At 73.4% G+C, this 11,452-nt stretch carries 11 protein-coding genes; 8 read left to right on the forward strand and 3 right to left on the reverse strand.

The window, feature by feature from the left end:
• Positions 1-16 precede the first annotated feature (16 nt).
• The 4 genes from VK501_RS02350 to VK501_RS02365 all read left to right on the forward strand — a co-directional run bounded on the left by VK501_RS02350 (position 17) and on the right by VK501_RS02365 (position 5,687).
• On the forward strand, positions 17-3,295 hold the full coding sequence (locus VK501_RS02350) for a BTAD domain-containing putative transcriptional regulator (RefSeq protein WP_324334249.1): 3,279 nt from the start codon (positions 17-19) through the stop codon (positions 3,293-3,295).
• Between the two features lie 130 nt (positions 3,296-3,425).
• Positions 3,426-3,953 (forward strand): cupin domain-containing protein, encoded by a 528-nt coding sequence (locus tag VK501_RS02355; RefSeq protein ID WP_324334251.1) that lies wholly within the window; start codon positions 3,426-3,428, stop codon positions 3,951-3,953.
• Between the two features lie 40 nt (positions 3,954-3,993).
• On the forward strand, positions 3,994-4,740 hold the full coding sequence (locus VK501_RS02360; RefSeq protein ID WP_324334253.1) for a glutathione S-transferase family protein: 747 nt from the start codon (positions 3,994-3,996) through the stop codon (positions 4,738-4,740).
• Positions 4,741-4,967: 227 nt separating this feature from the next.
• Entirely contained in the window at positions 4,968-5,687 is a 720-nt protein-coding gene (locus VK501_RS02365) for a response regulator transcription factor (RefSeq protein WP_324334255.1), read from the forward strand.
• 237 nt (positions 5,688-5,924) lie between these two features.
• Here the strand turns inward: VK501_RS02365 and VK501_RS02370 are convergent, their stop codons facing one another.
• Positions 5,925-6,575: a response regulator transcription factor gene (locus VK501_RS02370; protein WP_324334257.1), complete on the reverse strand. Its 651-nt coding sequence runs from the start codon at positions 6,573-6,575 to the stop codon at positions 5,925-5,927.
• A gap of 238 nt (positions 6,576-6,813) precedes the next feature.
• On the opposite strand from VK501_RS02370, the gene VK501_RS02375 reads away from it, so the two are divergent.
• The gene (locus tag VK501_RS02375) at positions 6,814-7,443 is read left to right on the forward strand and encodes a response regulator transcription factor (RefSeq protein ID WP_324334259.1); all 630 of its coding nucleotides are present in this window, start codon (positions 6,814-6,816) and stop codon (positions 7,441-7,443) included.
• A 5-nt stretch (positions 7,444-7,448) separates the two neighbouring features.
• On the opposite strand, the gene VK501_RS02380 is transcribed toward VK501_RS02375, so the two are convergent.
• Complete coding sequence (locus tag VK501_RS02380; protein WP_324334261.1) at positions 7,449-8,048, reverse strand: A24 family peptidase; 600 nt, start codon at positions 8,046-8,048, stop codon at positions 7,449-7,451.
• A complete protein-coding gene (locus tag VK501_RS02385; protein WP_324334263.1) occupies positions 8,038-8,415 on the reverse strand; it encodes a DUF192 domain-containing protein in 378 nt (125 codons plus the stop codon). The genes VK501_RS02380 and VK501_RS02385 overlap by 11 nt, the downstream gene beginning before the upstream one ends.
• Positions 8,416-8,700: 285 nt before the next feature.
• On the opposite strand from VK501_RS02385, the gene VK501_RS02390 reads away from it, so the two are divergent.
• From VK501_RS02390 to VK501_RS02400, 3 genes are all read left to right on the forward strand, one after another.
• A complete protein-coding gene (locus VK501_RS02390) occupies positions 8,701-8,874 on the forward strand; it encodes a hypothetical protein (protein WP_324334265.1) in 174 nt (57 codons plus the stop codon).
• A gap of 83 nt (positions 8,875-8,957) precedes the next feature.
• On the forward strand, positions 8,958-9,434 hold the full coding sequence (locus VK501_RS02395; protein WP_324334266.1) for a TadE family protein: 477 nt from the start codon (positions 8,958-8,960) through the stop codon (positions 9,432-9,434).
• Entirely contained in the window at positions 9,434-11,443 is a 2,010-nt protein-coding gene (locus VK501_RS02400; RefSeq protein WP_324334268.1) for a pilus assembly protein TadG-related protein, read from the forward strand. The genes VK501_RS02395 and VK501_RS02400 overlap by 1 nt, the downstream gene beginning before the upstream one ends.
• Positions 11,444-11,452 lie beyond the last annotated feature (9 nt).

Raw genomic sequence — 11,452 nt, forward strand, 5'->3', positions numbered from 1 at the left:
TAGGCTGGCGCGCGTCGTGGCACCAGGGATCAGGCTCGGCGCGGCGCAGCTGCCGCGCCCTCACGTGGCGGCCCGGATGTCGGGGGCGATGGACGACGGCTGCCTGCTCGTCGTCGCGCCTGCCGGCTACGGCAAGACGCTGGCGGTCCAGCAGGCCGTCGAGCAGCGTGACGGCACGGCCGCGTGGCATGCGTGCCGCGACCGCGACGCCGACGGCGGCCGGCTCGTCGTGAGCGTGCTGGAGGCCGTGCGCCGCACCGTTCCCGGCGCCGCCGACGTGCTGCTCGACGAGCTCGGCGGCGGCGGCGAGGCCGTGGATCCGTCGGCCGCCGCGCAGGCCCTCGTCGACGACCTGGAGCGCCTGCTGGTCGAGCCGCTCGTGCTCGTCCTCGACGACGTCGAGCGCCTGGGCGACGCGCCCGGCGCGATCGCCGTCCTCGGCGCGCTCCTGGCGGACGCGGGCGGCCCGCTGCGCCTCGTCGTCGCGTCGCGCCGCCGCCCGCCGCTCAAGCTGGCCAAGCTCACCGCGTCGGGGCTGGTGGTGGAGCTGGGGGAGGCCGACCTCGTCTTCACCAGTGAGGAATGCGCTGCGGTGCTCACCGCGCGGATGGGGCGCGAGCCGACCGACGCGGAGGTCGAGGCCACCATGTCGCGCACGCTGGGGTGGCCGCTGGGCGTGGCGCTCGGCGCCGAGCGGGGTGACGCCGCCGAGGCGGCCGAGTCCATCGAGCAGTTCCTCGTCGAGGAGGTGCTCGACGAGCTCGACGACGAAGCGCGCGCGGCGCTGCTGGCCTCCAGCGTGGTCGACGAGCTGTCGCCCGCGGTGCTCGCCGCGCTGGAGCTGACGCCGGCGACGCTCGACGCCGCCACCCGCCTCGGCCTCTCGCTGCGCCCGGTCGCCGGTCGCCCCGACGCGACCGCGTGGCACCCGCTCGTCCGCGAGGCGCTGCGCAGCCGCTGGCGCCGCGAGCGTCCTGACGGCGAGCGCGCCGCGCTGCTCGGCCGCGCTGCGACCGCGCTCAGCACCGAGGGCCGGCGCGCCGAGGCCGTCGAGGCGTGGCTGGAGGCCGGGCAGGGCGAGCCCGCGCTGGGGCTGATGCTGGCCGACGCCTCCACGCTCGTGCGCGCCTCGCGCGACCTGCTCCGCGCCTGGCTGGCGCGCCTGGACGCCGACGTGCGCTCCACGCCCGGCGCGCGCATGCTCGACGGGCTGCTGCTCGCGGCCGAGGGCCGGCTCGGAGACGCGGTCGACGTGCTGCGCGACGCGGCCGCCGGCCTGGAGGAGCTCGGCCTGCGCGACGCGGCCGACGCGGCGTGCGCCGCGCTGCTGGAGGCCGCCTACTGGTCCGGCCGCCTCGACGAGGTCGACGGCGTCGGCGCGCAGTTCGCCCGGCCCGAGCGGCTCGCCGGACGACCGGTCGCGCTGCTGGCCGCCGCGTGGGCGTCGATCCTGCACGCGGCGCGGGGCGAGGCCGCCGCGGCGTACGTCCTGCGCGAGGGCATCGTCGCGCAGCCCGGGAGCGACGCCGGCGCGCAGGTCGCGCGGATCGGCGACGCCTACGTGCTGTTCGCCGGCGGCCGCCACGACGAGGTGCTCTCGCAGTTCCGCTCGGTGCAGCACGTCATGGACCGCCCCGAGCAGGTGCTCTACGTCCTGGCGATCTCGGCGTTCGCGCACGTCGACGTCGGCCGCGCGGAGGAGACCCTGGAGTTCAACGACCGCCTGACCGCCGAGGTGCAGCGCAGCGGCACGCATCCGTTCGTCGGGACGCTCGGCCCGGTCCTGCGCGGCTGGACGCTCGCGCAGGTCGGCCGCCATCGCGAGGCCGACGCCATGGTCGCATCGCTGGCCGGCGGCACGCCGCCCGACACGTGGGCGATGGCGTGGGTCCCGGCGACGGTGGCGATGACCGCCGCCGCGCGGGGGGAGGCCGAGACGGCCCGCGGCGCCGCCGAGCTCGCGCTGTCGCTCGTGCCGCGCATGCCGATCATGTTCGGCGACTTCCTCGTCTGCTCGCTGGTCCCGGCGCTGGCCGAGATCGGCGATCGCGATCGCGCCCTCGCGGTGCTGGAGGAGGCACTGACGCGGGTCGAGGCCTCGCTCGGGCGCGAGGCGGCCTGCTACCACGTCGCGCGGCTGCTGTCCCAGCGCGCGTGGATCCGCGAGCAGGCGGGCGACGTCGCGGGCGCCCACGAGGACGTCATCACCGCCTTCGGCCTGGTCGACGCGGTCGCCGCCGCGCACCTGGTGCGGGCCGAGTGGCCGCGGCTGCGCAGCCTGCTCTGGGAGCTGCTGGCCGCCGGCGCGCTGCCGGCGACCGAGATCGTCGGCTACGTCGGGTCGGCCTTCGGCGACAGCTCCGACGTGCTGGCGATGGCCGGCCACCCGGCGGCGGCGGTGCGGATCGCCGCGGCGCCCGCCGTGGCCTCCTCGGGCCATCCCGACGCGGCCGCGGCCATCAAGGCGCTGGCGACCGACGACGATCCCGCCGTCGCCGCCGCGGCGTCGGAGGCGATCGTCGGCGTGCGGCGCCGGCCGCCGGCGCGGTCGTTCACGGTGCTCGGAGGCTTCCGGCTGCGCCGCGGCACGTGGGAGGTCGACGAGCGAACGTGGGGCCGGCCCACCGTCGCGCGGCTCGTCCGGTTCCTGCTCGTCCATCGCGGCGCGCCCGTGCCCGAGGAGCGGATCCTCGAGTCGCTGTGGCCCGACCGGCCCGCCGACAAGGCGCGCTCGGCGCTGCAGGTCGCGGTCTCGCGGGCACGGCAGGTGCTCGATCCGGCCGGTGCGGAGTCCAGCGCGATCCGCTACGCCGACCGCGCCTACCTGCTGGAGCTCGACGAGCGCGACCGCGTCGACGGCGAGCGCTTCGCCGACGTGGCGCACGAGGCGCTGTCGACCGTGGGCTCGGCGCGCCGCGGGGCGCTGGAGGCCGCCGCCGGCCTGTGGGCCGGCACGCCGCTGCCGGAAGAGGAGTACGCCGACTGGGCCGTCGTCTGGCGCGAGGAGCTCGAGGGGCTGCTGCACCGCGTGCTGATGGGCCTGGCCGAGGAGCATCGCGCGGCCGGCGACGAGCTGGCGGTCGCCGCCGTCGGGCGCCGGCTGGTCGCGCTCGATCCGCTCGACGAGGGCGCGCACCGCATGCTCATCACCGCCCATGCGCGCTCGGGCCGGCGCTCGCTGGCCCTGCGGCAGTACCTCGAGTGCCGGCGGCTGCTGGTCGAGGGCCTGGGCCTGGAGCCCGACGCCGACACGACGGGCCTGCAGCGCCGCGTGCTGGCGGGCATGGCGGTCTAGCGGCGGAACCGCGGAACCTTACGCTGAGCAGGGATTTCGTGGCGGACGGCAAGCCGGTGGCAAGCCACGCGCCAGGTGGGCGACGCCGGCGGCAAGCGGGCGGCAAGCGCCGGTCGCCACAGTGCACGCCATGGCCGCTCCCTCCACCTCCCCGACTCCCCGCGAAGCGCAGCCCACCGTCGTCGCCGCCGGCGAGGGCGAGCCGCGCTGGTACCGCGACCGCCTCGTCGACCTCCGGCTGACCGGCGCCGAGACCGGTGACCGCATCTCGCTCGTCGAGGTCGTCATGCCCGCCGGCTCCTCGACGCCCCTGCACCGCCAGCAGTTCGACGACGAGACGCTCTACGTCCTGGACGGCAGCCTCACCGTGCACCTCGACGGCGAGGAGACCGTCGCCGGTGCGGGCGCGGTGGTGTTCATCCCGCGCGAGACGCCGCACGCGCTGCTGGCCACCGAGGCCACGCGGATGCTCATCTTCGGCCTCCCGGCCGGTCAGGAGCGCTACTTCCGCGCCCTCAGCGTGCCGGCGCCCGGCCGCGAGCTGCCGCCGCCGCCCACCGCCGAGCCGCACCCCGCCGCCGCCATCGCCATGCAGCAGACCGCGTTCCTCAACGGCGTCGAGCTGCTCGGGGACCCGCCGTTCGCGGCCGCCGCCTGATCGAGCGCGACGCGCAGGAATGCGCCGTAGGATGGGCGCCATGGCCGCGCAGCCCAGCATCGTCGTGCACGTCCTACCGCCGTCACACCCGTGCGCGACGGTCGAGGCCGCGCTGAAGTTGAAGGGGTTGGAGTACGAGCGCGTGGAGCTGCCGCTGGGTCGTTCATCTGAGGAGATGGAGCGGATCTACGGCGAGGGCAAGCGCACCGTGCCCGGTGTGCTGGTCGACGGTGAGCCGGTCCACGGCTCCACCGCGATCCTCGAGCGCCTCGAGCAGCTCGTCGCCGAGCCGCCGCTGTTTCCCGGCGGCCTCGACACCGCGGTGGCGGCCGCCGCGCGCTGGGGCGACGAGGAGCTGCAGGATCTCGGACGCCGCCTGCCGTGGGGCGCGCTGCACTTCCGTCCCGAGTCGATGGGCACGTTCGCCGGCCCCGGCGCGGTCGCGCTCGACCCGGCCGGCACCGACTTCGCCATGAAGTTCATCCACGGCACGTGGAAGTACCACGGCATCACCGCGCAGCGGCTGGCCGCCGACCTCGCGGACCTGCCCGCCAAGCTCGACCGCATCGACGCGTTCGTCGCCGAGGGGATCCTCGGGGGCGAGCAGCCCAACGCGGCCGACCTGCAGATCGGCGCGACGCTCTCGGTCCTGCTGACGGTCGGCGACCTGCGGCCGCTGATCGAGGGCCGGCCCGCCGAGCAGGTCGCCCGCCGGTTCTTCGACGACCGCCCGGGCCTGGTCCCCGCGGGAGCGTTCCCCGCAGGCTGGATCGCGACGTCGGCCTGACGTCACGACGCCCAGCATCTGCGCCAGACGCGCGATCCCGACGCCGCGCACGACCTGACCGCCGAGACGTTCGCCCAGGCGTGGCTCGTGCGCGAGCGCCGTGTCGGGCGCGGTGAGATGGATCGCAGCACGGCGATGGCGGCGCACGGACCATCTTCCAGTCCGATGTCCGACCGTGAGCCGGGGTGTTCAGAAACGACGGGGGCGTACCGATAAGCCTGGGGAGGATGGTGGACCCGACCAACAGCGACCAGCCCCGCGGCCAACGCCTTCGCGTGCTGGTCGTGGACGACTCGGAGCTGTTCCGGACGGGGATGCGGACCCTCCTGGCGAGCGAGGGCTTCGACCTCGCCGACTCGGCGAGCGGCGAGGCGGCCATCCGGCGGGCCCGGAGCTTCCTGCCGCACGTGGTCCTCATGGACGTGCGCATGCCAGGGATGTCGGGCATCGAGGCCACGCGCCTCGTGCTCGAGGCCGCCCCGGGGACGGCCGTGATGATGTTCACCGGCTCCAGCGACTGCGCCGAGATGCTCGAGGCTGTGCGAGCCGGCGCCTCGGGCTATCTGCTCAAGGACGCGGAGCTCACCGACATCATCAAGGCCATCCGCGCCACCGCGGCCGGACATTCGGCGATCGCGCCCCAGGTCGCCGGTGCGCTGCTCGCCAACGTGCGAGAGAACCTCGTGGCCTCGCAGCGCGCGTCGCAGCCTGGGGCGCTGGCGCTCTCCCGCCGCGAGCGGCAGGTGCTCGCGCTGCTGGCCGCGGGATGCGACAACCTCGCCATCGCCCGGCAGCTCTACATCAGCCCGAGCACGGTCAAGAACCATGTGTCCCGGCTGTTGGAGAAGCTCGGCGTCGACAACCGCGTGCAGGCCGCGGGCTACGCGATCCGCCACGGACTCGTGGATGCCCCGAGCGGGCCGGTTGCCGTCGCGCCGGCCGCCTGATCGCGGGCATCTCCGCCGAGCCGGCTGGTCGACTCCGCGCGCAGGGCTCGGAGGTACCCCTCGAGCAGGACCTCCGCGATTCTCGGTCAGGAGGGTGCGGTCGCTCTGCGGGTCGCTCGCTCGCGCCCGGACGCAGAGGACCGAGATCCGCGGGTCGAGGTCGGCGAAGAGCTGCATCACGGCGAACGTTGATCGCCCGGCGGCCCCGAGACAATCGCTCGATCGACCCTTTGTCGTTCACTCCGATGAACGGCGCCGCACCAGGTCTCCCACGCCGGCCCGGCTCGAAAGCCCCAGCTTGCCGAGCAGCGAGGAGACGTGCCGGCGCACCGTGACCTGCGAGATCCCCAGGCGCCGAGCCATGTCACCCGTCGACGTCTGCTCCATGAGGAGCTCCAGGACCTCCCACTCACGAGTCGTCAGCGCGGAGCTGGCCTGCGCGTCGACGACGGCGTGCCGGACGTTCCGACCGCGTAGCTCGTCCAGCAGGTGCTGGGTGAGCCGCCGCGGCAGGGCGACCTCCCCGGCCAGGATGCCCCGCAACGCCGCCGGCAGGCGGGCCTGGCTGACGTCCTCGCCCAGATAGCCGGACGCGCCGGCCTGGACGGCGGCCACCAGCTCCTCGCCGCTCGGGTCGCGGCTGAGCATCACGATGCGTGTGCCGGGCAGCAGAGCTGCGACCTTGCGCGACGCCTCCATACCGCCGCCGGGCAGATCGGCGGCGAGCACGAGCAGCTCCGGCCGCTCGGCCAGGGCGGCCACGACGGCGCTCTCGGCGTCCCGGCTCTCACCCGCGATCGAGAACCCGGCCGCGGCCAGCGTGACGCGCAGGCCCGTCCGGGTCGATGCATCGCCATCGGCGATCAGCACGCGCGCAGGATCGGTCACGGCGGCCGGACCTCGCCGCGGCGTGCGACCCTGACGATGAGTACCAGCGCGACGCTGAGGGGTGACACGACGCGACCCTACCCTGACCAGGCCGCGCCATCCAGCGTTCACCTGGCTGAACGTTGTGTATTCCTTCGGCCTATTGCGGTCGCCGTGCGTGTCGGCGACCGTGCCGGTGAGCCTGGCACGGAGGACCAGGCCCGTTGGATATCGGCTCGATACACACGGAGGTACCGCTTTGCGCGTCTTGATCGCGGACGACAACCGGCTGATGCTCGAGGGCTTTCGCCGAGCGCTGGAGCGGGTGGAGGACATCGAGGTCGTGGGCGCCACCCACAGCGGCGACCAGCTGCTGTCGATGATCGAGCGGCGGTGCCCCGAGGTCGTCGTCATCGACCTCGATCTGCGCGCCGGCGACGGGCAGCGCTGCCTCGCGGTCATCCACTCGGCCCATCCCGCTGTCAAGATCGTCGTCCTCTCCTCCTCCTCGGCGGAGAACGACATCCGCTCCGCGCTGGGCCATGGGGCCCGCGCCTACATCGTCAAGAGCATCAACCCGCTGGACATCCCGTCGGCGCTGCGCCAGGCCTACGACGAGACGGTCTACCACGCGTTCGGCTTCGCGCCGGGACCGGAGGACGAGCTCCGCGCAGCGGGCCTCACCGAGCGAGAGCTGACGATGCTCCGCGCTCTCGCCTGCGGCATGTCCAACCGCGCGATCAGCCAGCGCCTGTGGGTGAGCGAGCCGACGGTGAAGTTCCACCTCGGCAACCTGTACCGCAAGCTCGGCGTGCCCAACCGGCTGGCCGCGGCCAGCTTCGCCCACAACCAGGGCATCGCCGGCGACGGCGTCTTCGAGGCGGCCTGAGCCATCTAGGCCAGCAGCACCAGCGCAGCCCCGAACGCCAGGCACGGACCCATGGGCAGCGTCGCGTCCCTGCCGCGCCGCCAGAGCACGATCAGCGCTACGGGGGCCATCACCGCCAGGCCGATCAGCAGCGCCCCGGCGACCTCGGCGCCCAGGGCGGCACCCAGCAGCGCGGCGAGCTTGACGTCGCCGATGCCGACCGCGCCGGGTCGCAGCAGCGAGGGCGCCAGCAGAAACACGGCGGCGCCGACGGCCGCGGCCAGCCACTCGCCCGTGCGCTGGGGCGCGAGCCCGATCTGCCAGGCCAGCACCGCCACCAGCGCCGGCAGCACGATCCGGTTGGGCAGCAGGCGGCACCGCAGGTCGATGCCTGTCAGCACGGCCAGCACCGGCAGCAGACCGGCCGCCAGCACGCCCTCCCGCGTCAGGCCGTGGCGCGCCAGCGCGAGCGCCGCCAGCGCCGCGCCCAGCGCCAGGCTCGTGCGCGATACCCGGTCGCCGGCAGCGCGGGGAGCCCGACCAGCTGCCTCCGCCGGGGTCGCGGCGACCATGTGGATGCCGCCGGCCCCGTCGCTCCAGAAGATCCGGTCGCGCTCACGCGGCATGAGGAGCCCCGTCGCTGTCCAGCAGCATGAGCGAGGCGCCCGCCTCCAGGCGCCGCCGGCCGGCCTCGCCGGCGGCGAGCTCGAGCACGGCGCGTGCGCCGTGGCGTGCCGCCACGCGCCACGGCACGACGTCGGGCGAGACGCCGATGACGCGCAGGTGGCCATCGAGGAACACCGCGTCGATCGGGAAGCGCATGAACCAGGTGTGGATCGACGGCGCCGGGCAGAGGAGAAGGCCCTCGTCGCGGGCCAGCTCGCGGCGGCCGAGCAGCCCACGCAGGCGCGTGTGCGGCCGGTCGGCCACGAGGCACCGCTCGCAGATGACGCGTCCCTCCGCGTCGGTGATGGTCGTGAGCGCTGATCGCACCGCGGTTCTCCTCCTGTGGTCGTGCGCAAACCCGACGCGCAAGTTCACCACGCACCGTAGGCGCGGGGCCGGCGCCTGGCGACGGCCGAACGTCTGGACGCAGTCGATCGGAAGGTCTAGGTCGACCTCGACCTAGAGCGGTGTTCGAAGGCCTGTCGGGCGGCTTAGCTTTGCACCGTGCAATGCAGCGGCGAGCTCACTGAAACCCCCCTCACATCGAGCAGGGTTTCAACGAGCCGCCAAGACGTGTCACTGCGAGTCGTGCGGGGGAGGTGAAAACAACACATGTTCGAAATGCTCATGAGCTACATCCGCGCCGCGGCCAAGCGTGAGGAGGGCCAGGCCCTCGTCGAGTACGCGCTGATCCTGTCGCTGGTGTCCGTGGGGGCCATCGCCGGCCTGCAGTTGATCGGGCTCAACGTCCTGACGACGCTCAACACGGTCGCGGGCCAGATCTGATCCGCGTCCGGGAGGCGCCACCCCGGGGGTTGGACCTCAACCCCTGGGGCGGTGCGCCTCTTCTTCCTCGAGGTGACCTTCTCTTGTCCACTCTGCGCTCACTCGCTCATCAGCAGGACGGACAGGCACTGGTGGAGTTCGCGCTGGTGCTCCCGCTCCTGGCGATCTTCCTGTTCGGCATGCTCGACTTCGGCAAGGCATACAACTACTGGAACGACGCCACGCACCTCTCGGCCGAGGCCGCCAGGTACGCGGCCGTCAACAGCGCGCCGAACCCGGCCAGCGCCGTGTCGCTGCAGGCGCAGATCCAGGGCCAGGCCGACACGGGCGAGCTGCGCAACGGCGCCACCGCTTCGGTGCCAAGCGCCGCAACGGTGTGCATCGACTTCCCCAACGGCACCTCGAACCCGGGCGACCCCGTCCGGGTGCGCATGACGTTCACCTACACGTGGGTGCCGCTGATCGGCACGCAGCTCTCCAGCCTGAGCACGACGATCAGCTCGTCGAGCGTGATGCGTCTCGAGGCGCCCCCAACGACCTACTCGGCGGGCTGCGCATGATGCGGCGCCTGCTCCTGCAGATCCCCGAGGACGGCGGTGCCGTCGTCGTGATGGTGGCGCTCTGGCTGCCCGTGCTCGCCGTGACGTTGACCTTCGTGGTCGACGTGGGCAGCTGGTTCGTGCACAAGCGCCATCTGCAGACGCAGGCCGACGCCGGCGCGTTGGCCGCCGCGCAGGAGCTGAGGTTCCCGTGCGCCGACGGCGCGATCACGCAAAAGGCGGCCGACTACTCGGGCGACGTCTACAACGCGCAGATCGGCGGGACGCCTGCCAGCCGGGTCCACCTGCTCATCAACAGCAAGACCTTCTACAACCAGCCGACGCCGGCCGACGACACCGTCGAGAGCCCGCCGTGCAGCGCCAGCATGATCGACGTCAAGCTGACCGAGACCGACCTGCCGTGGCTGTTCAAGCCGCTGGCCGGCGTGGTCCCCAGCTCGGCGGTCCGGTTCGTCAACGCGCACGCACGCGTCTCGAGCATGCAGATCGACCAGAGCAAGGGCTCGCTGCCGGTCGGCGTGCCCGACGTCAACCCCAAGTCGGCGCGGGCATGGTTCGTCAACGAGGCCACCAACGCCGTCCTCGGCTCGGTGGCGCTGACCAAGGCCGGCACCAGCAACGGCCTGACGGTGTGGGACAACGCGTCCGCGCCGCTGCCGGTCACCGTCGACTCGACCGCCGGTCGCATCGGCGTCGTGATCGCGCTCGGGGGCGTGAGCTCGACGACGTGCGGGCAGTCGCTGGTCCAGTGCTACGACGGGGCCGCGTCGATCACCGCCGGCGGCATGCCGACCTCCGGCATCCTCTACCTGCGCGGCTGGTCGGCCGCCGCGAGCGGGGCGCAGCCCAGCGCGCCGCTGCTGCGCGACGTCCAGCTGGTGCCCGGCACCTGCGGCGACCCCTACTTCTCGGTCTCGACGACGTCCTGCACGATCGCCGTGCAGGCGCGTGCCGACTTCGGGACCGGCAACCCGGTCACCACCGTCGGCGCCACGCTCACGGCGACGGTCGGCGGCAAGGACTACGCCATGACCTACAACGCGACGGCCGACACCTGGTCGTCGGCGGCCACGATCCCGGTGGCGCCCGGCGCCGGTCCGCTGCCCGTCACGATGTCGTGGACGGAGACCAAGGGGACGGTCGGCATCAACACGTGCTCGACCTCGGGCGGCAACAAGTGCAAGGGCGCCTTGGAGTCCTCCAACCCGGTTCAGCGGGCCTTCGCCGCGACGGAGCCCCGGTCGGGGCCGATCCAGGCCGCGCAGGTGCTCGAGAACGGCGTCGGGTGGGCCAACTCGTTCGAGCGCTGCAGCTCGGTGCAGACCAGCTGCACGCACGACCTGGTCGTGCGCATCGGCGTCAAGGGCAGCCTGCAGAACGCCTCGGAGGTCGGCGACCCCATCGTCGCGCTGCGCGTCGTCGGCGGCAGCCAGAACCAGTCGCTGGACTGCGATCCCAACGTCAGCAAGCTCAAGGACGAGCTCGCCGGCGGCTGCGCCCCGCTGTATCAGCGCAACACCGGCGCCACCGCCTGCCCCGGCTCGCCGTCGACGCTGTGGGGGACCGCCCAGCCCTGGCAGTGCGTGGCCATCCAGACGGGCGCCGCCACCAACCAGGTGCCGGCCGGCATGAACCACCGGATCCTGGGCACCGAGCAGCCGGCGTCGTGCACGGCGCCCAACCACTGGAGCCAGTTCCCGAACCTCGACCAGCACGACCCGCGGATCGTGCAGCTGGTCGTCACCCCGTTCGGCTCCTTCAGCGGCAGCGGCAACTCGACCGTTCCGGTCACCGATTTCGCGACCTTCTACGTCACCGGCTGGACGGCCTCGGGCAACGGCTTCGCCAACCCCTGCGAAGGCCAGGGCGACGACCCCGTCCCCAACGGCGACGCCGGCTACATCGTCGGTCACTTCATCAAGTACATCCAGACGCTCAACACGGGCGGCGGAACCACACCCTGCGACGTCAACGCCTTCGGGGCGTGCGTCGCCGTGCTCACCCGTTGAGGAGAACCG

Source organism: Baekduia sp., assembly GCF_035318805.1.
GTDB lineage: Bacteria > Actinomycetota > Thermoleophilia > Solirubrobacterales > Solirubrobacteraceae > Baekduia.